This is a genomic window from uncultured Escherichia sp. (assembly GCF_948475835.1).
Taxonomy (GTDB): domain Bacteria; phylum Pseudomonadota; class Gammaproteobacteria; order Enterobacterales; family Enterobacteriaceae; genus ECMA0423.
In genome coordinates this window covers 43,787-66,576 of the sequence record NZ_CAOLGM010000002.1, presented here as the reverse complement: position 1 = coordinate 66,576, position 22,790 = coordinate 43,787, and the positions used below count along the sequence as shown (strand labels likewise).

General features: G+C 54.0%; 22 protein-coding genes. 11 read left to right on the top strand and 11 right to left on the bottom strand.

Annotated elements, in window-relative coordinates; genetic code table 11:
• Positions 1–52 precede the first annotated feature (52 nt).
• Positions 53–550 carry a nicotinamide-nucleotide amidase gene (gene pncC / locus QZF50_RS00865; protein ID WP_000132231.1) on the bottom strand — a complete coding sequence of 166 codons (498 nt, stop codon included), beginning with the start codon at positions 548–550 and terminating at the stop codon, positions 53–55.
• A 144-nt stretch (positions 551–694) separates the two neighbouring features.
• Positions 695–1,780, bottom strand: coding sequence for a lytic murein transglycosylase B (gene mltB, locus QZF50_RS00860; RefSeq protein WP_001295177.1), 1,086 nt, complete (start codon positions 1,778–1,780; stop codon positions 695–697).
• 255 nt (positions 1,781–2,035) lie between these two features.
• Between mltB and srlA the strand changes: the two genes are divergently transcribed.
• The 7 genes from srlA to gutQ all read left to right on the top strand — a co-directional run bounded on the left by srlA (position 2,036) and on the right by gutQ (position 6,982).
• A complete protein-coding gene (gene srlA / locus QZF50_RS00855) occupies positions 2,036–2,599 on the top strand; it encodes a PTS glucitol/sorbitol transporter subunit IIC (protein ID WP_000573321.1) in 564 nt (187 codons plus the stop codon).
• The gene (gene srlE / locus QZF50_RS00850) at positions 2,596–3,555 is read left to right on the top strand and encodes a PTS glucitol/sorbitol transporter subunit IIB (RefSeq protein ID WP_000148875.1); all 960 of its coding nucleotides are present in this window, start codon (positions 2,596–2,598) and stop codon (positions 3,553–3,555) included. The genes srlA and srlE overlap by 4 nt, the downstream gene beginning before the upstream one ends.
• Before the next feature lie 10 nt (positions 3,556–3,565).
• Positions 3,566–3,937, top strand: a complete 372-nt coding sequence (srlB, locus tag QZF50_RS00845; protein ID WP_000216201.1) for a PTS glucitol/sorbitol transporter subunit IIA — start codon at positions 3,566–3,568, stop codon at positions 3,935–3,937.
• 3 nt (positions 3,938–3,940) lie between these two features.
• Positions 3,941–4,720, top strand: a complete 780-nt coding sequence (gene srlD, locus QZF50_RS00840; RefSeq protein ID WP_001077342.1) for a sorbitol-6-phosphate dehydrogenase — start codon at positions 3,941–3,943, stop codon at positions 4,718–4,720.
• Positions 4,721–4,824: 104 nt separating this feature from the next.
• Positions 4,825–5,184, top strand: a complete 360-nt coding sequence (gutM, locus tag QZF50_RS00835; RefSeq protein WP_000252908.1) for a transcriptional regulator GutM — start codon at positions 4,825–4,827, stop codon at positions 5,182–5,184.
• Between the two features lie 66 nt (positions 5,185–5,250).
• Positions 5,251–6,024, top strand: a complete 774-nt coding sequence (gene srlR, locus QZF50_RS00830) for a glucitol operon DNA-binding transcriptional repressor SrlR (protein WP_290388809.1) — start codon at positions 5,251–5,253, stop codon at positions 6,022–6,024.
• Complete coding sequence (gutQ, locus tag QZF50_RS00825; protein ID WP_001287446.1) at positions 6,017–6,982, top strand: arabinose-5-phosphate isomerase GutQ; 966 nt, start codon at positions 6,017–6,019, stop codon at positions 6,980–6,982. The genes srlR and gutQ overlap by 8 nt, the downstream gene beginning before the upstream one ends.
• Here the strand turns inward: gutQ and norR are convergent.
• Positions 6,979–8,493, bottom strand: coding sequence for a nitric oxide reductase transcriptional regulator NorR (norR, locus tag QZF50_RS00820; protein WP_061892515.1), 1,515 nt, complete (start codon positions 8,491–8,493; stop codon positions 6,979–6,981). The two genes, gutQ and norR, sit on opposite strands and share 4 nt — an antisense overlap.
• Before the next feature lie 186 nt (positions 8,494–8,679).
• Between norR and norV the strand changes: the two genes are divergently transcribed.
• Positions 8,680–10,119, top strand: a complete 1,440-nt coding sequence (gene norV / locus QZF50_RS00815) for an anaerobic nitric oxide reductase flavorubredoxin (protein ID WP_000029625.1) — start codon at positions 8,680–8,682, stop codon at positions 10,117–10,119.
• On the top strand, positions 10,116–11,249 hold the full coding sequence (gene norW / locus QZF50_RS00810; protein WP_000064748.1) for an NADH:flavorubredoxin reductase NorW: 1,134 nt from the start codon (positions 10,116–10,118) through the stop codon (positions 11,247–11,249). Before norV ends, norW begins: the two co-directional genes overlap by 4 nt.
• Positions 11,250–11,474: 225 nt before the next feature.
• Here norW and hypF read toward each other — a convergent pair whose 3' ends face one another.
• The 3 genes from hypF to ascG all read right to left on the bottom strand — a co-directional run bounded on the left by hypF (position 11,475) and on the right by ascG (position 15,566).
• A complete protein-coding gene (gene hypF, locus QZF50_RS00805) occupies positions 11,475–13,727 on the bottom strand; it encodes a carbamoyltransferase HypF (RefSeq protein WP_001107672.1) in 2,253 nt (750 codons plus the stop codon).
• 152 nt (positions 13,728–13,879) lie between these two features.
• Complete coding sequence (hydN, locus tag QZF50_RS00800; protein ID WP_001078777.1) at positions 13,880–14,407, bottom strand: electron transport protein HydN; 528 nt, start codon at positions 14,405–14,407, stop codon at positions 13,880–13,882.
• Positions 14,408–14,555: 148 nt separating this feature from the next.
• Complete coding sequence (gene ascG, locus QZF50_RS00795) at positions 14,556–15,566, bottom strand: DNA-binding transcriptional regulator AscG (protein ID WP_001363554.1); 1,011 nt, start codon at positions 15,564–15,566, stop codon at positions 14,556–14,558.
• Between the two features lie 259 nt (positions 15,567–15,825).
• Here ascG and ascF point away from each other — a divergent pair, with 259 nt between their 5' ends.
• Both ascF and ascB read left to right on the top strand, forming a co-directional pair.
• The gene (ascF, locus tag QZF50_RS00790) at positions 15,826–17,283 is read left to right on the top strand and encodes a PTS cellobiose/arbutin/salicin transporter subunit IIBC (protein WP_001107881.1); all 1,458 of its coding nucleotides are present in this window, start codon (positions 15,826–15,828) and stop codon (positions 17,281–17,283) included.
• Positions 17,284–17,291: 8 nt separating this feature from the next.
• Positions 17,292–18,716, top strand: coding sequence for a 6-phospho-beta-glucosidase AscB (gene ascB / locus QZF50_RS00785; protein ID WP_000110307.1), 1,425 nt, complete (start codon positions 17,292–17,294; stop codon positions 18,714–18,716).
• Positions 18,717–18,874: 158 nt separating this feature from the next.
• On the opposite strand, the gene hycI is transcribed toward ascB, so the two are convergent.
• From hycI to hycE, 5 genes are read right to left on the bottom strand one after another with little or no spacing between them, the layout of a single operon-like run.
• Positions 18,875–19,345, bottom strand: a complete 471-nt coding sequence (gene hycI, locus QZF50_RS00780; RefSeq protein WP_000132962.1) for a hydrogenase maturation peptidase HycI — start codon at positions 19,343–19,345, stop codon at positions 18,875–18,877.
• Positions 19,338–19,748, bottom strand: coding sequence for a formate hydrogenlyase assembly protein HycH (gene hycH / locus QZF50_RS00775; RefSeq protein WP_001291921.1), 411 nt, complete (start codon positions 19,746–19,748; stop codon positions 19,338–19,340). The genes hycI and hycH overlap by 8 nt, the downstream gene beginning before the upstream one ends.
• Complete coding sequence (hycG, locus tag QZF50_RS00770) at positions 19,745–20,512, bottom strand: formate hydrogenlyase subunit HycG (protein WP_000067399.1); 768 nt, start codon at positions 20,510–20,512, stop codon at positions 19,745–19,747. Before hycG ends, hycH begins: the two co-directional genes overlap by 4 nt.
• Positions 20,512–21,054 (bottom strand): formate hydrogenlyase subunit HycF, encoded by a 543-nt coding sequence (gene hycF / locus QZF50_RS00765; protein WP_000493777.1) that lies wholly within the window; start codon positions 21,052–21,054, stop codon positions 20,512–20,514. The genes hycG and hycF overlap by 1 nt, the downstream gene beginning before the upstream one ends.
• Positions 21,055–21,063: 9 nt before the next feature.
• The gene (gene hycE, locus QZF50_RS00760; RefSeq protein ID WP_001288134.1) at positions 21,064–22,773 is read right to left on the bottom strand and encodes a formate hydrogenlyase subunit HycE; all 1,710 of its coding nucleotides are present in this window, start codon (positions 22,771–22,773) and stop codon (positions 21,064–21,066) included.
• Positions 22,774–22,790 lie beyond the last annotated feature (17 nt).

Here is a 22,790-nt window from a genome sequence, read left to right as displayed (position 1 = left end):
CGGATAGTCAATATGTTCTGTTGAAGCAATTATACTGTATGCTCATACAGTATCAAGTGTTTTGTAGAAATTGTTGCCACAAGGTCTGCAATGCATACGCAGTAGCCTGACGACGCACCGCATCACGGTCGCCGCTGAAGCATTCCCGCCGGGTAATGCCTTCACCGCGGGCAGTGGCAAAAGCAAACCAGACGGTGCCGACAGGCTTCTCTTCACTGCCGCCATCCGGCCCGGCGATACCACTAATAGACACGGCATAATCAGCACGAGCCGCTTTCAGTGCGCCTATCGCCATTTCCACCACGACGGGTTCACTCACCGCGCCATGCTGCGCCAGCGTCTCTTCGCGTACGCCGATCATCTGCGCTTTGGCTTCGTTACTGTAGGTGACAAATCCGCGTTCAAACCAGGCGGAGCTACCGGCAATATCGGTAATCACTTTCGCTACCCAACCACCGGTACAAGACTCGGCAGTTGTTACGGTTGCGCCACGGGCTTTCAGCGCCTGCCCAACCTGTTCACTTAACTGCATCAGTTCACTGTCAGTCATCACAACCTCTGTCAGTCAAAAATTTATGCCGGACAAGATAGCACTTTCGTCAGGAAGATGGTGTTGGCGTTGCAATTTTACGAGGAGGATTCAGAAAAAAGCTGATTAGCCAGAGGGAAGCTCACGCCCCCCTCTTGTAAATAGCTACTGTACTCGCGCCAGCGCCACGGCTTGTCCTAACTGCCAGACCGCCATTGCGTAATGGGTGCTGTGGTTGTAACGGGTGATGGTGTAGAAGTTCGGCAGACCGTACCAGTACTGGTAGCCGGTGCCAACATCCAGACGCAGCAGGCTGGCTTGTTGATGGTTGCCCAGCGGCTGCTGTGGCGTTAAACCTGCGGCGGCAAGCTGCGAAATGCTGTACTTAGTTTTGAAGCCATTTGGCAAGCCTGGAGCCTGACCGTTTGCCATTACCGCGACCTGATCGCCTTTCACCCAGCCGTGCGCTTTGAAATAGTTCGCCACGCTACCGATCGCATCAACCGGATCCCACAGGTTGATATGCCCGTCGCCGCTGAAATCTACCGCATATTGTTTGTAAGACGACGGCATAAACTGTCCGTAGCCCATCGCCCCGGCAAAGGAACCTTTCAGATTGAGCGGATCGTCCTGCTCGTCGCGCGCCATCAACAGGAAGGTTTCCAGCTCGCCAGAGAAATACTCCGCGCGGCGTGGGTAGTTAAATGACAGCGTTGCCAGCGCATCGAGGATGCGAGTTTTCCCCATCACGCGCCCCCAGCGGGTTTCAACGCCGATAATCCCGACGATAATTTCCGGCGGTACGCCATACACCTGCCACGCGCGATTCAACGCATCTTCATACTGATTCCAGAAAACCACACCGTTCTGCACGTTGTCCGGCGTAATAAATTTTTTGCGATAACGCAGCCATGCGCCGTTCGGACCTGATGGCGGTTTCACCGATGTGGTTGGTGCCTGGTTATCCATCAGCCGCAGTACCGAATCCAGACGTTTCGCCTGGGAGAGAATTTCCTGCAACTGCTGACGATCGAAACCGTGTTTGTTCACCATTTTGTCGATGAACTGCTGGGCATTCGGGTTATTAGCGAAATCGCCGCCCATCTGCATCACATTGTGCTGCGGCTCAAGCAGGAAGCCGCCAGACGGCGTTCCGGTGGTCGTATCAGTCTCAGTAGGTTTTGGCTTGCTGCTACAGGCGGCAAGCAACACAAAAAGGGGAAGCAATGTTACATAACGACGCTTGAACATGAGGGGTCCATTTAACAGATTCAACCAGGGGCAAGTATGGTAAAGCATCACGCCCCGCACAAGGAAGCGGTAGTCACTGCCCGATACGGACTTTACATAACTCAACTCATTCCCCTCGCTATCCTTTTATTCAAACTTTCAAATTAAAATATTTATCTTTCATTTTGCGATCAAAATAACACTTTTAAATCTTTCAATCTGATTAGATTAGGTTGCCGTTTGGTAATAAAACAATAAATCCTGAAGGAGAGAACAATGATAGAAACCATTACTCATGGTGCAGAGTGGTTTATCGGGCTGTTCCAAAAGGGCGGAGAGGTGTTTACCGGGATGGTGACCGGCATTCTTCCGCTGTTGATTAGCCTGCTGGTTATCATGAACGCACTGATTAATTTTATCGGTCAGCATCGTATTGAACGTTTTGCTCAACGTTGCGCCGGTAACCCTGTTTCCCGTTACCTACTGTTACCGTGCATTGGCACGTTTGTCTTTTGCAATCCGATGACCCTAAGCCTGGGTCGCTTTATGCCGGAAAAGTACAAACCCAGCTACTACGCGGCGGCCTCTTATAGCTGCCACTCAATGAATGGCCTCTTCCCCCATATCAACCCTGGCGAACTGTTTGTTTATCTTGGCATTGCCAGCGGTCTGACAACGCTGAACCTGCCACTTGGCCCACTGGCGGTGAGTTATCTGCTGGTTGGTCTGGTCACCAATTTCTTCCGCGGCTGGGTGACCGATCTGACCACCGCCATTTTTGAGAAAAAGATGGGCATTCAACTTGAACAAAAAGTTCACCTGGCAGGAGCAACATCATGACGCATATTCGGATCGAAAAAGGAACGGGTGGCTGGGGCGGCCCGCTTGAGCTGAAAGCCACGCCGGGAAAAAAAATCGTCTATATCACCGCCGGTACCCGGCCTGCGATTGTTGACAAACTGGCACAGCTTACTGGCTGGCAGGCTATTGACGGATTTAAAGAAGGTGAACCCGCGGAGGCGGAAATTGGTGTCGCGGTAATCGACTGTGGCGGCACATTACGCTGCGGCATCTATCCGAAACGACGTATTCCCACCATTAATATCCACTCGACGGGCAAGTCCGGTCCGCTGGCGCAGTACATTGTGGAAGATATTTATGTCTCTGGCGTAAAAGAAGAAAACATCACTGTAGTGGGTGATGCGACACCACAACCCTCTTCCGTGGGCCGTGACTATGACACCAGTAAGAAAATCACCGAACAAAGCGATGGTTTACTGGCGAAGGTGGGAATGGGCATGGGGTCCGCCGTTGCGGTGCTGTTTCAATCTGGTCGTGACACCATCGACACTGTATTAAAAACCATTCTGCCGTTTATGGCATTCGTCTCGGCGCTCATTGGCATCATTATGGCTTCTGGCCTTGGTGACTGGATTGCCCACGGTCTTGCTCCGCTGGCGAGCCATCCACTGGGTCTGGTCATGCTGGCGCTCATCTGCTCCTTCCCACTGCTTTCACCTTTCCTCGGCCCAGGCGCAGTTATCGCACAGGTTATCGGCGTATTGATTGGCGTGCAGATTGGTCTCGGCAATATTCCGCCGCATCTGGCTTTACCTGCACTGTTTGCCATCAACGCGCAGGCGGCCTGCGACTTCATCCCGGTCGGTTTGTCGCTGGCGGAAGCTCGTCAGGACACGGTTCGCGTCGGTGTCCCTTCTGTACTGGTGAGCCGCTTTTTAACCGGCGCGCCGACTGTACTGATCGCCTGGTTTGTCTCCGGTTTTATCTATCAATAGAGGCTGAAACATGACCGTTATTTATCAGACCACCATCACCCGTATCGGCGCGAGTGCCACTGACGCCCTCAGCGACCAGATGCTCATCACCTTTCGTGAAGGCGCGCCAGCGGACCTCGAAGAGTATTGCTTCATTCATTGCCACGGCGAGTTGAAAGGTGCACTCCATCCCGGTTTGCAATTTTCACTCGGGCAGCATCGCTATCCGGTGACCGCTGTTGGCAGCGTGGCGGAAGACAACCTTCGCGAACTGGGTCATGTCACCCTGCGCTTCGATGGTTTAAACGAAGCGGAATTTCCGGGCACTGTCCATGTGGCAGGCCCTGTACCCGACGATATCGCGCCGGGATCGGTTTTGAAGTTTGAATCTGTTAAGGAGTAAAAAATGAATCAGGTTGCCGTTGTCATCGGTGGTGGGCAAACCTTAGGCGCGTTCCTGTGCCACGGTCTGGCTGCCGAGGGGTATCGCGTCGCGGTTGTCGATATTCAGAGCGACAAAGCCGCAAATGTGGCACAAGAAATTAACGCCGAATATGGTGAAGGTATGGCGTACGGTTTTGGTGCTGACGCCACCAGCGAGCAAAGCGTTCTGGCGCTCTCTCGTGGGGTAGATGAAATCTTTGGTCGCGTGGATTTGCTGGTCTATAGCGCCGGAATAGCAAAAGCAGCCTTTATCAGCGACTTCCAGCTCGGCGATTTTGACCGTTCGCTACAAGTGAATCTGGTGGGTTATTTCCTGTGTGCCCGTGAATTTTCGCGTTTGATGATCCGCGACGGGATTCAGGGTCGCATTATTCAGATCAACTCGAAATCCGGCAAAGTGGGCAGCAAACACAACTCTGGCTACAGCGCAGCGAAATTTGGTGGCGTCGGGCTGACTCAATCACTGGCGCTGGATCTGGCGGAGTACGGCATTACGGTGCATTCACTGATGCTCGGTAACCTGCTGAAATCGCCGATGTTCCAGTCACTGTTGCCACAATACGCGACCAAGCTGGGTATCAAACCGGATCAAGTCGAGCAGTATTACATCGACAAAGTACCGCTCAAACGCGGCTGCGATTATCAAGATGTGCTGAATATGCTGCTGTTCTACGCCAGTCCTAAGGCGTCGTACTGCACCGGACAGTCGATCAATGTCACCGGCGGTCAGGTGATGTTCTGATCAACAGCGGAGATCCATTAAGGATCTCCGTGAGACTATAGAATGCCTGATGCGCTACGCTCATCAGGCATACAGGACTTCCGCCACTACATTAAGGAAAAGTTATGGTATCCGCACTCATCACCGTCGCCGTTATCGCCTGGTGTGCGCAACTGGCCTTAGGCGGCTGGCAAATTTCTCGTTTTAACCGTGCCTTCGACACACTATGCCAGCAAGGGCGGGTTGGCGTGGGCCGTTCCAGCGGGCGCTTTAAACCGCGGGTCGTGGTCGCCATCGCGCTGGACGATCAGCAGCGCATCGTCGACACCTTGTTTATGAAAGGACTGACCGTCTTCGCCCGACCGCAAAAAATTCCCGCAATTACCGGTATGCATGCGGGTGATTTACAGCCCGATGTGATCTTTCCCCATGATCCACTATCACAGAATGCTCTATCATTGGCGCTTAAACTGAAACGTGGATAATTTCGTTGTGAATGTTACTTGCTTGCGAAGTTATCATTTTGAAACCTAAATCAGGTAATCACGCCCATGAAACCTCGTCAGCGTCAGGCCGCCATTCTGGAGTATCTGCAAAAGCAGGGTAAATGCTCGGTTGAAGAATTGGCGCAATACTTTGACACCACAGGCACAACCATTCGCAAAGATCTGGTCATTCTGGAACATGCCGGAACCGTCATTCGTACTTATGGCGGAGTGGTGTTGAATAAAGAGGAATCCGATCCGCCTATCGATCATAAAACACTCATCAACACCCACAAGAAAGAGCTGATTGCAGAAGCTGCCGTTAGTTTTATCCATGATGGCGATTCGATCATTGTTGATGCTGGCAGTACCGTTTTGCAGATGGTTCCCCTGCTCTCGCGCTTTAATAACATCACGGTGATGACCAACAGCCTGCATATCGTCAATGCGCTATCCGAACTGGATAACGAACAAACTATCCTGATGCCAGGCGGAACGTTTCGTAAAAAATCGGCCTCATTTCACGGACAGCTGGCAGAGAATGCCTTCGAACATTTCAGTTTCGATAAATTGTTTATGGGCACCGACGGCATCGATCTCAATGCGGGCGTAACCACCTTCAACGAGGTTTATACCGTCAGTAAGGCAATGTGCAATGCCGCGCGCGAAGTGATTTTGATGGCGGACTCATCAAAGTTTGGCCGTAAAAGCCCCAACGTAGTTTGCAGTCTTGAAAGCGTCGATAAGCTGATTACCGACGCAGGTATCGATCCGGCGTTTCGTCAGGCGCTGGAAGAGAAAGGGATCGATGTGATCATAACCGGAGAGAGCAATGAGTGAAGCACTACAGAACGCGGGACGTCAGACGTTAATGCTGGAGTTGCAGGAAGCAAGCCGTTTACCGGAACGTCTGGGCGATGATTTTGTTCGCGCCGCCAATATCATCCTGCACTGCGAAGGCAAAGTGGTGGTTTCGGGAATTGGCAAATCGGGCCACATTGGTAAGAAAATCGCCGCAACACTTGCCAGTACCGGCACACCGGCTTTTTTTGTCCATCCGGCAGAAGCACTGCACGGCGATCTGGGGATGATTGAAAGCCGCGATGTGATGCTGTTTATCTCTTACTCCGGTGGCGCGAAGGAACTGGATCTGATTATTCCGCGTCTGGAAGATAAATCTATCGCGCTGCTGGCGATGACCGGCAAACCGACGTCACCGCTGGGCCTGGCGGCAAAAGCGGTGCTGGATATCTCCGTAGAACGCGAAGCCTGCCCGATGCACCTTGCGCCGACCTCCAGCACCGTCAATACCCTGATGATGGGTGACGCGCTGGCGATGGCGGTCATGCAGGCGCGCGGATTTAATGAAGAAGATTTTGCCCGCTCCCACCCAGCCGGGGCACTGGGCGCTCGCTTGCTGAATAAAGTGCATCATCTGATGCGCCGTGACGATGCCATCCCACAGGTGGCGTTAACCGCCAGCGTGATGGATGCGATGCTGGAACTCAGCCGCACCGGTCTGGGGCTGGTGGCGGTATGTGACGCTCAACAACAGGTACAAGGCGTCTTTACCGACGGCGATTTACGTCGCTGGCTGGTTGGCGGCGGCGCACTCACCACGCCAGTTAATGAAGCGATGACGGTCGGCGGCACCACGTTGCAATCGCAAAGTCGCGCCATCGACGCCAAAGAGATCCTGATGAAGCGCAAAATCACTGCCGCACCGGTGGTAGATGAAAACGGCAAACTCACCGGCGCAATTAACCTGCAGGATTTCTATCAGGCCGGGATTATTTAATCCTTCATTCCCAGACGTTTCGCCAGCCGATGCAGGTTGGCGACGTCGGTTTCCAGCATCCGCGCGCAGGCAGCCCAGTTGTGATGATTTTGTGCCAGCGCCTGACGAATAGTTTCACGCTGGAACGCTTCTGTCGCTTCACGCAGGTTTTGCTTAACAACGGGCACCGCCGCCGCTTCTGGCGGCGGCAACGTCACCTCAGGAAAAGCAAAATGTTGCGCCTCAAGAATCACTTCATCGCCGTTGCGGGTGGCTCTCGACAGCACTACCGCCCGATGAATAGCATGTTCCAGTTCGCGCACGTTCCCCGGAAAACGATAGTGTTGCAGTAAATTTCGCGCTCCGGCACTTAATACCACGCGGGAGAGCCCCAGCCGCAAACGACACTGCTCGCAGAAATACCCCGCCAGCAGAATGACATCATCGCCCCGCTCACGCAGCGGCGGCACCGAAAGTGGAAACACGCTCAGGCGATGAAACAAGTCAGCGCGAAATCGCCCTGCCAGCACCTCTTCGCGTAAGTCGCGGTTAGTCGCCGCCAGCACGCGCACATCGACCCGCAAACTGCGGTCATCGCCAACGCGCTGAATATCGCCATACTGCAACACCCTCAGCAGCTTGGCCTGCAATGCCAACGACAACTCGCCGATCTCATCCAGAAACAGAGTGCCGTTATCCGCCATTTCAAACTTCCCGCTGCGGTTACTGATAGCGCCAGTAAACGCTCCTTTCACATGCCCGAACAGTTCACTTTCCGCCACACTTTCCGGCAGTGCGGCACAGTTGAGATAGACCAGCGGATTCACCGCCCGTGGCGAGGCTTCATGAATCGCTTTCGCCACCAGCTCCTTACCGGTTCCCGTCTCACCGCTGATCAGGACGTTGAGATCGGACGCCGCCACAATCTCAATCTCTTTTTTCAGTTGCGTCATGCCAGGGGACAAGCCAATCATCTGCGTCTGTTTCACCGCTTCAAACGGCGTGGCATCGCCTGGCATCATATTCTGGCTTTCCAGTTGTTCAATCAGCAACGCATTGCTTAACGCTCCCGCCGCCAGCGCAGCAATCAGCCGTAGCTCTTCGTCGCTGAAAACATCGAACTGATCGGGCTGCATCCCGTCGAGCGTCAGTGCGCCGATCAGGTTTTGCCCGGCAAACAATGGCAGACCAACGCAGGCGTGAACCTTCAGACTCTCCTGCCCAGGAATCAAACCGTCATAGGGATCGGGCAATTCGCTGTCTGCGGGAAAGCGCACCACATCCCCGGCGCGGGCAATCGCTTCCAGCCGTGGATGCCCTTCCAGCGCAAAGCGTCTACCGAGTACATCCTTTACCAGACCGTCGATGGCAAGCGGAATAAACTGCCGCGAATCGTAACGTAGCAACGCAGACGCATCGCACTCCAGCACCTGACGTAGCGTGGTGATCAGGCGCTGAAAACGATCCTGATGACCAATCCCACGCTGCAATTCGATGGCGATATTCGCCAGCACATCAACGGAAAAACTCATCTTTGCCTCACTGTCAATTTGACTATAGATATTGTCATATCGACCATTTGATTGATAGTCATTTTGACTACTCATTAATGAGCATACTTTTATTTATATAGTAAAAACAATCAGATAAAAAACTGGCACGCAATCTGCAATTGGCAAGACATCTTTTTAGAACACGCTGAATAAATTGAGGTTGCTATGTCTATTGTGGTGAAAAATAACATTCATTGGGTTGGTCAACGTGACTGGGAAGTGCGTGATTTTCACGGCACGGAATATAAAACGCTGCGCGGCAGCAGTTACAACAGCTACCTCATCCGCGAAGAAAAAAACGTGCTGATCGACACCGTCGACCATAAATTCAGCCGCGAATTTGTGCAGAACCTGCGTAATGAAATCGATCTGGCGGATATCGATTACATCGTGATTAACCATGCAGAAGAGGACCACGCTGGGGCGCTGACCGAACTGATGGCGCAAATTCCCGATACGCCGATCTACTGTACTGCCAACGCTATCGACTCGATAAATGGTCATCACCATCATCCGGAGTGGAATTTTAATGTGGTGAAAACTGGCGACACGCTGGATATCGGCAACGGCAAACAGCTCATTTTTGTCGAAACACCAATGCTGCACTGGCCGGACAGCATGATGACTTACCTGACAGGCGACGCGGTGCTGTTCAGTAACGATGCTTTCGGTCAGCACTACTGCGACGAGCATCTGTTCAACGATGAAGTGGATCAGACGGAGCTTTTCGAGCAGTGCCAGCGTTACTACGCCAATATCCTGACGCCGTTCAGCCGCCTGGTAACGCCGAAAATTACCGAGATCCTAGGCTTTAACTTACCAGTCGATATGATAGCGACCTCCCACGGCGTGGTCTGGCGCGATAACCCGACGCAAATTGTCGAGCTGTACCTGAAGTGGGCCGCTGATTATCAGGAAGACAGAATCACCATTTTCTACGACACCATGTCGAATAACACCCGCATGATGGCTGACGCTATCGCCCAGGGAATTGCGGAAACCGACCCACGCGTGGCGGTGAAAATTTTCAACGTCGCCCGAAGCGATAAAAACGAAATCCTGACCAATGTCTTCCGCTCAAAAGGCGTGCTGGTCGGCACTTCGACGATGAATAACGTGATGATGCCGAAAATCGCCGGGCTGGTGGAGGAGATGACTGGTTTACGCTTCCGTAACAAACGCGCCAGTGCTTTCGGCTCTCACGGCTGGAGCGGCGGTGCGGTGGATCGTCTTTCCACGCGCCTGCAGGATGCGGGTTTCGAAATGTCGCTTAGCCTGAAAGCCAAATGGCGACCAGACCAGGACGCTCTGGAGTTATGTCGTGAACACGGTCGCGAAATCGCCCGTCAGTGGGCGCTCGCGCCGCTGCCGCAGAGCACGGTGAATACGGTGGTTAAAGAAGAAACCTCTGCCACCACGACGGCTGACCTCGGCCCACGGATGCAGTGCAGCGTCTGCCAGTGGATTTACGATCCGGCAAAAGGCGAGCCAATGCAGGACGTTGCGCCAGGAACGCCGTGGAGTGAAGTCCCGGATAACTTCCTCTGCCCGGAATGCTCCCTCGGCAAAGACGTCTTTGAAGAACTGGCATCGGAGGCAAAATGAGTAACGGCATTGTGATCATCGGTTCGGGCTTCGCCGCCCGCCAACTGGTGAAAAATATTCGCAAACAGGACGCCACTATTCCATTAACCCTGATTGCCGCCGACAGCATGGATGAGTACAACAAACCTGACCTCAGCCATGTTATCAGTCAGGGGCAACGTGCCGATGACCTTACCCGCCAGACGGCGGGTGAATTTGCCGAGCAGTTTAATCTGCACCTGTTTCCACAAACCTGGGTGACGGATATCGATGCCGAAGCCCGTGTGGTGAAAAGCCAGAATAATCAGTGGCAATACGACAAGCTAGTACTGGCAACCGGTGCCAGTGCCTTTGTCCCGCCTGTGCCTGGGCGTGAGTTAATGCTGACGTTAAATAGTCAGCAAGAGTATCGCGCCTGTGAAACGCAACTGCGGGATGCCCGACGCGTGTTGATTGTTGGCGGTGGTTTGATTGGTAGCGAACTGGCGATGGATTTTTGTCGTGCAGGCAAAGCGGTCACGCTAATCGACAACGCTGCCAGTATTCTGGCGTCATTAATGCCACCGGAAGTAAGCAGCCGCTTGCAGCATCGGTTGACGGAGATGGGCGTTCATCTGTTGTTGAAATCTCAGTTGCAGGGGCTGGAAAAAACAGATTCTGGCATTCTGGCAACGCTGGACCGCCAGCGCAGTATCGAAGTGGATGCGGTAATTGCCGCCACCGGACTGCGCCCGGAAACCGCCCTGGCACGACGCGCCGGGCTGACGATTAATCGCGGCGTTTGCGTCGATAGTTATCTGCAAACCAGTAATGCCGATATTTACGCGCTGGGCGATTGCGCGGAAATTAACGGTCAGGTATTGCCGTTCCTCCAGCCGATTCAACTTAGCGCGATGGTGCTGGCAAAAAATCTTCTCGGCAATAACACGCCACTGAAACTACCGGCGATGCTGGTGAAAATCAAAACGCCGGAATTACCGCTGCATCTGGCAGGCGAAACCCAGCGTCAGGATTTACGCTGGCAAATTAATACCGAACGCCAGGGAATGGTGGCGCGCGGCGTTGACGATGCTGACCAGCTTCGCGCCTTTGTGGTCAGTGAGGATCGGATGAAAGAGGCATTTGGATTGTTGAAAACATTGCCTATGTAGGTGGGCTACTGTGCCTAAAATGTCGGATGCGACGCTGGCGCGTCTTATCCAACCTACGGGGAGCGCATGTGTTGGTCACATACTGCGTTCATGTCGCATCCAGCTACTGTGCCCAAAATGTCGGATGCGACGCTGGCGCGTCTTATCCGACCTACGGGGACGCATGTGTAGGCCGGATAAGGCGTTTACGCCGCATCCGGCAATGGTGTCCAAATGCAACACGTTTTATCCGTTCTGGACTTCACCCGCTAACCAACGCGCCGCAGCAATAACCCCCTGCCCCAGAGACAAACCGCCATCACCCGCCGGTAAACTCTGTGGAAAGAGCAATGTGAAATCAGCGAGATAATGCGCCAGACGTGCACGCAGCAAACGGTTATGAATAACCCCGCCGCTAAATACCAGCGTAGTGATACCACGCATCGTGGCCTGCTCACGCATCAACGCGGCAAAACCCTGCGCCAGCGCATCATGAAACGCCCACGCGCGTTGATTAACCGGTGCCTGCCAGTTCAGCCACTGCTGCCAGAAAGTGGCGAGATCCAGTTGATTGTCCACCAGCGGCATTGTCACCGGATGCGTCACTCCGTGGCACGAAGCTGCGAGTGCCTCCAGAGCACAAGCCGCTTCACCTTCATAACTTAACGTGGCTGGCGCACAGCCCAGTGCCGCCGCCACGGCATCGAACAACCGCCCACACGATGACGCCAGCGGCGCGTTAATTCCACGCTCAATGGCCCGCGCCAGCACGCTCCAGTTTTGCTGTTGCACACTTGCTGTTTCAGAATAATTCTGCCACTCCGGCACAAAGCGCAGGCACTGCGCCAGCAGGTTTCGCCACGGCTGCTTCGCCGCCAAATCGCCACCCGGAAGCGCCACTGCAGGCAAGCCGCCCAGGTGCTCACATTCGCGATAGTTCACCCGCAGACACTCGCCGCCCCACAAAGCGCCGTTCTCCCCCATACCGATACCATCGAGCGTCAAAGCAATGACATCACCGCCATCCAGCGGCCACTGATGCTCTGCCAGACACGCCGCTGCGTGGGCATGATGATGCAGCACCGTTTGCGTCGGCAGATTCATTTCGCGCGCCCACTGGCTGGAGACATAGCCCGGATGCACGTCATGCACAACGTATTGCGGAGTGAAATCGTAGATGTTTTGCATCAGGCGTAACGCTTCGCGCCACTGCATCTGGATGCCATCGTCACTTAAATCGCCCAGATGCTGACTCAACACCGCTTGTTCACCGCGCACCAGGCAGAAGGTGTTTTTCAGATCCGCGCCAAGACACAGCACAGGCGGAACATTTTTAAAGCCCGGAGGCAAAACCAGCGCATCCGGCACATACCCGCGTGAACGGCGCAGCATTTCGCCGCTTTCGCGCACCACCGAATCATCCATCCGCTGCACGATGTCGCGGTTATGTATCAAGAATCCGTCGGCAATGCCCTGCAAATCCGCCAGCGCCTGTTCGTTGCTGATAGCTGGTGGTTTACCGCTCAGGTTGCCGGAGGTCATCACCAGCGGGCATTGCAGTTCCTGTAACAGCAAATGCTGGAGCGGGTTCGCAGGCAACATTACCCCGACTTCGTTAAGGTCAGGGGCGATATCATCACAAAGCTCAGGAACGTATTTTTTATCCACCAGCACAATCGGCGCGGCGGGCGTGGTAAGCAACTGGCGCGCAGCGTCTGGTAAACCGTCAGCCACTGGCAACATGACCGCCAGCGGTTTCGCCGGGCGATGTTTGCGCGCCCGCAGTGTCGCCACCGCGTTACTGTTACGTGCATCGCAGGCAAGATGAAATCCGCCAATCCCTTTGATGGCGACAATGTTGCCCATTTTTAACTGTGCGATAGCCGCCTGTAATGCCGCCTCTTGTTCTGCATGTTCACCATGACTTACCCATTCAAGATGTGGGCCACACTCCGGGCAGGCCACCGGCTGGGCGTGGAAGCGACGATCGAGCGGGTCGCGGTACTCTTTGTCACAAGCCGGACACAACGGAAACGCCGCCATCACGGTAAACGGGCGGTCGTAAGGCATGGCGCGAATAATGGTGAAACGCGGGCCGCAGTGGGTACAGTTGATAAACGGATAACGATAACGCCGTTCGCCTGGGGTATTCATTTCGGCAAGACAGGCAGGGCAAGTAGCGGCATCCGGGACAATTTGCGTATTCATGGCACCTCCCGCGCTCTGGCGGATAGTGAACTCGGTGGGCAGTTGTGACCAGATGTACGGCTCACGCTCGACGCTATCAATACGCGCCAGCGGCGGGCAGTGCTGATGCAATTGAACAAGAAACGTTTCCGGGTCTTCCAGCAGCCGGACTTCTACGCCATCGCCGTCATTACAGACATCGCCGTGAAGATTTAATTGCTGTGCCAGCTGCCAGACAAACGGACGAAAACCGACGCCCTGCACTTTGCCACGAATACGCAGTTGGACACCGCAAGATGTGTTTTTTGCCATTGAGTTATTCCCGCCATCATGAATTGCGTAACCCGCCCTGCCGGACACGACTGCGTCGTATCCGGCAGTCTCAGGTCGGCGATACCGCCAGCTCCGTATTCTACGAATATTTCCGGGAATTCCTTTGATGCCAGAACAGTTCTATAAGATTTTTAGAACATCAGCGCCGTACGGCGACGTTTTTCTGCGCTCAGTTGTTCAAGTTTATTACGATCGACACAAATCAGCGCATGGGTCGGGCAAGCCGCCATACACGCCGGGCCGTCTTCGCGATGGTTGCACAGGTCGCATTTATTGGCTTCAGCTTTGTCAGCCCGTACATTCAGCCCCGCGCCGCTGTTGCGGATCACCGGACGTACCACCACTTCCATCGCGCCATACGGGCAAGCCACCACGCAGGTTTTGCAACCAATGCAACGTTCCTGCATCACATGAACAAACCCTTTATCACGGCTGATAGCACCATTCGGGCAGACGTTAGCGCACGGTGCATCTTCACACTGACGGCAGACTGTCGCCGTGGAAATGTTCACACCTTTAATGACATGGATTCGCGGTAAAAAGGTTTCCGGGGTCAGCGATGCACAGTCCTGATTTTCCTGATGAGAAACCACGCACGCCACTTCACAGGTACGGCAACCAATACATTTACTCGCGTCAGCAATGATGAAACGGTTCATCAAATTCTCCAGCAATGACAGTTAATGCGCCGATACATTCACAAATCATGCCAGTTTTTAATTTGCTGTTATTTAAGGAAATTAATTTCTGTAATGCAGGAAAAAAGATGTCATCGACACTAGTGACGATGACATGTGATGACAATGTTTATCGCGAAAGGGCAATGAGTGAGTCGCGGCGGATCAGTTTTCCGCTGAAGGTTTTCGGCGGTGAGAAATCCCCGCCATCGAGCATAAAAATCAGCCGTCCAATAATTTCCTGAATCATCTCTGTTACCGGAATTTTTACGCTGGAGAGCGCCGGAACGGTGTAGGGGGCAATTGCGATATCATCGAATCCGATAACCGACACCTGCTCTGGCACCGCTACGCCGCGCTCGTGCAACGCTTTGATCGCACCTATCGCCATATCGTCGTTACTGGCAACTAACGCGCTAAATTTAGCCCCACGTTCGAGCAACGTTTCTACCCCTTCGGCCCCGCTGGCGGGCGTCCATTTACCGTTAGCGATAAGTTTTTCATTGAGCGCAATACCATGCTGCGACAGCGCGTCTTTATACCCGGCAAGACGTTCAACGCTGGTGGGGGAATCCATCGAGCCGGTAAGGAAAGCAATCTCCTGATGTCCGGCGTTTATCAACTCTGCCACGGCATTAAAGCTGGTCTGTTTATGATCGCACCAGACGCTATGGCTGCTGTTTTTGCGCAGGCGGCGATTAAGCACCATTATCGGCTGACTGTGCGCGTCAATGATGTCATCAATCTCATCCACGCTTAAAAAACGCGGGTAAATCATAATGGCGTCGCAGCGCAAATCCAGCAGATACTGAATCGCCTGGCGCTCTTCTTCGGCGCTGTGTTTACCATCTGCCAATAGCAACTGCCGCCCTTTCTCTTCCGCCATTCGCGCGGCATGAAACAGTAATTCACTAAAATAAATGCCGTGATAAAGCGTGTTGGTCACTACCAGCCCCAGCGTCTGAGTACTCTTCGCCGACAGATTGCGGGCCAGCAAATTTGGGCGGTAACCGCTCTCTTCTACCGCCTGAAACACGCGATCTTTAGTCTCCTGGCTGACGTAGCCATTACCTGAAAGCACGCGGGAAACGGTCGCTTTTGAAACCCCGGCGCGCTTCGCCACTTCCAGCATCGTCGTCATCATTTTCATCCCTTTACACGCAATCAACGCAGTGTACTGCACCGTTTGCCGATTGTCCTTGCGCAATCGGCGGGAAAAATATTCAGGTGACCGGTTTCACAAATATAAAAAATGAACAATTAACTCTCTTGCTTATTTAGTGACAACTATTCATGATTTTGTGAAACCGGTTTCCTAATTCCGTTTCAGCATCGGCATTTTTCCGTTACGTCGACTGATAACAACTACATCTACCCTACTGATAACAGGATAAAATCCGATGGCCAAAAATTATGCGGCGCTGGCACGCTCGGTGATAGCGGCACTGGGCGGCGTTGATAACATCTCGGCAGTCACGCACTGTATGACGCGTTTGCGCTTTGTTATCAAAGATGACCAGCTTATCGACAGCCCGACGTTAAAAACCATCCCCGGCGTGCTCGGCGTGGTACGTAGTGACAACCAGTGTCAGGTGATTATCGGCAATACCGTTTCACAAGCCTTTCAGGAAGTCGTCAGCCTGCTGCCGGGAGATATGCAGCCCGTACAGCCCGTGGGTAAACCCAAACTCACGCTGCGTCGCATTGGTGCGGGGATCCTCGATGCGCTGATCAGCACCATGTCACCGCTGATCCCGGCGATTATCGGCGGATCGATGGTCAAACTGCTGGCGATGATCCTCGAGATGAGCGGCGTGTTGACAAAAGGATCGCCGACCTTAACCATTCTGAATGTGATTGGTGACGGTGCTTTCTTCTTCCTGCCGCTAATGGTCGCGGCATCTGCCGCCATCAAATTTAAAACCAATATGTCGCTGGCGATTGCCATCGCAGGTGTGCTGGTACATCCGAGCTTTATTGAACTGATGGCGAAAGCGGCCCAGGGTGAACATGTCGAATTTGCCCTGATTCCGGTCACCGCGGTGAAATATACCTACACGGTGATCCCGGCGCTGGTGATGACCTGGTGCCTGTCATATATCGAACGCTGGGTGGATCGCATTACACCGGCTGTGACCAAAAACTTCCTCAAGCCAATGCTGATTGTGTTGATTGCCGCACCGCTGGCAATCCTGCTGATTGGCCCGATTGGTATCTGGATCGGTAGCGCCATTTCGGCGCTGGTTTACACCATTCATGGTTATCTGGGCTGGCTTTCAGTCGCCATTATGGGCGCGCTGTGGCCTCTGCTGGTAATGACCGGGATGCACCGCGTCTTTACGCCAACCATCATTCAGACCATTGCCGAAACCGGCAAAGAAGGGATGGTCATGCCGTCAGAGATCGGCGCTAACCTGTCGCTGGGCGGTTCATCACTGGCGGTGGCGTGGAAAACGAAAAACCCGGAACTGCGCCAGACGGCGCTGGCTGCGGCGGCATCAGCCATTATGGCGGGGATTTCCGAACCGGCGTTATACGGCGTGGCGATCCGCCTGAAACGTCCGCTTATCGCCAGTCTTATCAGCGGTTTTATTTGCGGCGCGGTTGCCGGTATGGCGGGGCTTGCCAGCCACTCAATGGCAGCGCCGGGGTTATTTACCAGCGTGCAATTCTTCGATCCGGCGAATCCAATGAGCATCGTCTGGGTGTTCGCGGTCATGGCGCTGGCGGTGGTGCTGTCGTTTATCCTCACACTATTGCTCGGCTTTGAGGATATTCCTGTTGAGGAAGCGGCTGCCGAGGCGCGAAAGCATCAGAGCGCACAACCGACCGTCGCCAAAGAAGTAAGTCTTAATTGAGGATGAAAATGTCAGTATTTCCAGAAGGTTTTTTATGGGGCGGCGCGCTTGCCGCCAACCAGTCTGAAGGTGCGTTCCGTGAAGGTGACAAAGGACTGACCACGGTCGATATGATCCCGCACGGCGAGCATCGAATGGCGGTGAAACTGGGGCTGGAAAAACGTTTTCAGTTGCGCGATGACGAGTTTTATCCCAGCCATGAGGCGACGGATTTTTATCATCGTTATAAAGAAGATATCGCCCTGATGGCAGAGATGGGATTCAAGGTTTTCCGTACCTCAATTGCCTGGAGCCGCCTCTTTCCGCAGGGCGATGAAATCACGCCCAATCAGCAGGGCATTGCTTTTTACCGTTCTGTCTTTGAAGAGTGTAAAAAGTACGGTATCGAACCGCTGGTCACGTTGTGCCACTTCGATGTGCCGATGCATCTGGTCACCGAATATGGCTCCTGGCGTAACCGCAAGCTGGTGGAGTTTTTCAGCCGCTACGCCAGAACCTGCTTTGAAGCATTTGATGGTCTGGTGAAATACTGGCTAACCTTCAATGAAATCAACATTATGTTGCATAGCCCGTTCTCCGGCGCGGGTCTGGTGTTTGAAGAAGGTGAAAATCAGGATCAGGTGAAATATCAGGCCGCGCATCACCAGCTGGTTGCCAGTGCGCTAGCCACCAAAATCGCCCATGAGGTTAACCCGCAAAATCAGGTGGGCTGTATGCTGGCGGGCGGTAACTTCTACCCTTACAGTTGCAAGCCGGAAGATGTCTGGGCGGCGCTGGAGAAAGACCGGGAAAACCTGTTTTTTATCGATGTGCAGGCGCGGGGCACGTATCCGGCTTACTCTGCCCGCGTATTCCGCGAAAAAGGGGTAACCATCAACAAAGCACCGGGCGATGATGAAATCCTGAAAAACACCGTCGATTTTGTCTCTTTCAGCTATTACGCCTCGCGCTGCGCCTCGGCGGAGATGAACGCCAACAACAGCAGTGCGGCGAACGTGGTGAAATCGCTGCGTAATCCGTATCTACAGGTGAGCGACTGGGGCTGGGGAATTGATCCACTCGGTCTGCGTATCACCATGAATATGATGTACGATCGTTATCAGAAGCCGCTGTTTCTGGTGGAAAACGGCCTGGGCGCAAAAGATGAATTTGCTGCCAATGGCGAGATTAACGACGACTATCGCATCAGCTACTTACGCGAACATATCCGCGCAATGGGCGAAGCGATTGCAGACGGCATTCCGCTGATGGGCTACACCACATGGGGCTGTATTGATTTAGTTTCCGCCTCTACGGGTGAAATGAGCAAACGCTACGGCTTTGTCTTTGTTGACCGTGACGACGCAGGCAACGGTACGCTGACGCGCACGCGTAAGAAATCATTCTGGTGGTATAAAAAAGTGATTGCCAGTAATGGGGAAGATTTAGAGTAGGTAACAGTGCCGGATGCGGCGTGAACGCCTTATCCGGCCTACATGTCGCACGAACCATGAAGGCCCGATAAGCGCAGCGCATCGGGCAATTTAGCATTTGGCATCAGAGCTGGTTCACCCCATCAAGAACATCCCTGTCCTGATTCCTTAATGAAAAACTACTCTACTTCCACCGCTAACTGCGCAAATCCACCATTTCCTTCCCAGCCTTCCAGTCGTTGATAAACGGTTTCAACCGCATCTTTAATCGGCTGGGTCATCGGGTAGTAAAAGCCGACGATATCCGGCTGGATGCCGAGGAAAATCACTTCGCCAATATCTTCTTTCAACTGGTCGATAAGGTAGTTCAACGGCATGTTATGGGTAGTCATCATAAACATCTCGGCGATATCATCCGGGTCGATGATGCGGATCTCGCCGGGGTTTAGCCCCATATCAGTGGCGTCGACAATCAGCAGTCGCGTAGGGCGCAGTTCACGGATGGCGACGATGTCGTTTTCCGGTGCACTACCGCCGTCAATCACCACCCAGTTACCTTTCGGCGCGGCGGCGCACTTTTCCGCCAGCAGCGGGCCTGCGCCATCATCGCCCATCATGCTATTGCCAACACAGAGTAAAACGTCAGTCACGCAGTCTCCTCACCATCAAATAGATGGCGTTTTCCTGATGAATATCATGCAGCATACTTAGCAGCATTGTACTCCATTCCTGCTGCTGCGAAGTTTGCGCTGCCCGGGCTTTATCGAATGCGTTGGCCAGCATCGGCACATGGTTAATGTCGATGACGATCTCACCATATTTCGGCACGCCTTCCATTTTGCGGCGGGCTTCGCTGCCCGCCTCCAGAGTGGCAATCCATGCCAGATATTCATCCCACGGGCAGGTGAGCGCCGCTTCCAGGCAATCGATAACCCCAAGGTGGTGACCAATCGCCAGGCTGTAATAGACCACCTGCTGCGCCTCGGCGGGCGTGGCATCGTTCTCATCAATAAATTTACGGCTCAGTTGACTGAACACCACCTTTTCACTCATCGGATACGCGCCTCTTCTACAACATGATTCAGATGGCTGACAATCTCGTTCAGACGCGGATCGTTTTCCGCTTCCAGCCAGCGTGCAACCTGTTCTTCGCCCTGCCCTAACTGTGTCAGGAAGTCATCGGCAATCTGACGACCGTAACGATAACCTGCCAGGCGGCGTGCTTCGCGATCCACTTTCACACGCAGCGGCTGCACCATATCGCCATGCAGGATTTCCGCCGGTTGTTCATCCTGCTCACCCGGGCCACGGGCGTGAATTTTCTGCTCCAGCAGGCCGAGCGCCATTGCAAAGCCGTACAGCGTGGCGGCAGGCGTTGGCGGGCAACCAGGGATGTAGACATCTACCGGGACGATTTTATCCGTACCGCCCCACACGCAGTAGAGATCGTGGAAGATCCCGCCACTGTTACCGCAGGCACCGTAGGAGATACAGATTTTCGGGTCCGGCGCGGACTGCCACGCACGCAGCGCAGGGGATCGCATTGCACGGGTGACCGCGCCGGTAAACAGTAAAATATCCGCATGACGCGGTGAAGGAACGACTTTAATGCCGAAGCGTTCTGCATCAAACAGCGGCGAAAGCGTGGCGAAAATTTCGATTTCGCAGCCGTTGCAGCCGCCGCAGTCCACGCGGTAAACGTAGGCAGAACGTTTGATTTTTTTCAGTAACGACGCCTTCATGCTGGCGATGGATTCATCCACCGTCATCGGGACCGGAATGCCGTTGGCGTCACGGGGGCCTAATAAATTGCTCATCAGATGGCCTCTTTCATATGGCGAGTCAGTTCAATACGGTCGGACGGCACCAGGCATTTCTGGCGCTTACATTCCGGGCAAGTCTCAAAGCTTTCGCGGTGGTTTTCCGCGCGGCTGTCACCATTGTGCTTAAGCAGCGCAATGGCGTAGTCGATCTCTTTCTGGACGGCGAAAGGACGATTGCAGACGCGACAGCTGCACAGCACAAAACGGGACTGTTGCAGGAAATCTTCTTTCTTCCACACCGCCAGTTCGTACTCTTGCGACAGTTTGATCGCTGCCGTCGGGCAGACTTCTTCGCAGCGTCCACAGAAGATGCAGCGCCCGAGATTAAACTCCCACGCAAGCTCTCCTGTGGCGAGGTCAGCTTCAACCGTTAAGGCGTTTGACGGGCAGGCATTGACGCAGGCCGCGCAGCCGATGCACTGCTGCGGGTTCTGCTCTGGCTTACCACGGAAGTTTTTATCAACCGCAATCGGCTCCAGCGGATAAGACGAGGTCGCCGTGCCGGTTTTGATGACTTTTTTGATAAAGGTAAACATGGCGATTCCTTATTTCAGCGGCGAGTTTTTACGCTCAATGCTGTAACGCTCGAGTTCTTTGTACGGCACCACTTTGCTCTTCTTCTTACGCACATCGACCACGGTCATGCGGTCGGTACAGGAGTAGCAAGGGTCCAGGCTACCGATAATCAGCGGCGCATCGGAAACGGTATTGCCACGCAGCATGTAGCGCAGGGTCGGCCAGTTCGCGTAGGTCGCGGCACGGCAGCGCCAGCGGTACAGCTTCTGGTTGTCGCCGGTCATGCTCCAGTGGATATCGTCGCCGCGCGGCGCTTCGGCAAAGCCCAGCGCGAAACGGTGCGGAATGTAGGTAAAGCCTTCCACCATCAGCGGACCACCCGGCAAGTTATCCAGACCGTAGTCGATCATGTTCAGCGCGGTATAGACTTCGTTGATACGCACTTTCAGACGGGAAATAACGTCGCAGCCCTGCTCGCTGTGGACTTCCATTGGCAGCAGGCCATAACCAACAAACGGGTGATCGGCGCGGGTATCGCGAGCGTGTCCGCTGGCGCGGACCATCGGGCCAACGTTACTGAAATCGCGGGCGATTTCCGGGTCCAGACGACCAATGCCGACAGTGCGCTGTTCCATGTTCGGCGTACTCAGCAGCACATCCACCAGCTCCTGCACTTCACGACGCATTTGTTGCGCCAGCTGGCGGGTCTGGATCATGTCATCTTTCAGCAGATCGCGACGAATCCCGCCGATCAGGTTCAGGCCGTAGGTTTTACGCGCACCGGTAAGGATCTCTGCCATTTTCATGGAGGTTTCACGCACGCGGAAGAACTGCATAAAGCCGGAGTCGAAGCCAGTAAAGTGACAGGCCAGGCCGAGGTTGAGCAGATGCGAGTGCAGGCGTTCCACCTCCAGCAGAATGGCGCGGATCATCTGCGCACGTTCTGGCACCTGAATACCCATCGCGTTTTCCACCGACGTGGTGTAGGCGGTGCTGTGAGCAAAGCCGCAGATGCCGCACACACGGTCAGAGAGGAAGGTCACTTCGTTGTACCCCATACGGGTTTCCGCCAGTTTTTCCATGCCGCGATGGACGTAGAACAGGCGGTAGTCGGCGTCGATAATATTTTCGCCATCGACGAACAGACGGAAGTGACCCGGTTCGTCGGAAGTGACGTGCAACGGACCAATCGGCACGACGTTGTTTTTCTTGTCACCCAGTTCATTGATGAACTCGTAGGTTTCAGCATCGGTGGTCGGCGCCGGACGCTGACGATAATCCATGCTGTCTTTACGCAGCGGATAAAGTTCATCCGGCCAGTCATCCGGCAGCACCAGACGACGTTCATCCGGCAGACCAACCGGAATCAAACCGTACATATCGCGCACTTCGCGCTCGCCCCACACAGCCGCCGGAACGCGCGGCGTCACGGACGGATACTCCGGTTTGTTGGCGTCAACTTCGACGCGAACCGTTACCCAACACTTAGTGCCCTTCTCCATCGACAGCACGTAATAAACGGCGTAATGACCATTCAGTTTGCGTTCGTCGTTACCAAACAGCACCGACAGCCAGCCACCCTGTTTGTAGTAAAGAAACTCCACCACTTCCGGCAGGTAGTTCACCTTTACGGTGACAGTCAGCTGATCTTTGGTCTGCCAGGCGTGGTCCAGCACGACGCCCGGAAATGCCTCATTCAGCGCGGCGAGATAATGTTGACCTAATTTTTCTTCAGACATGCTCAAACTCTCTTTAA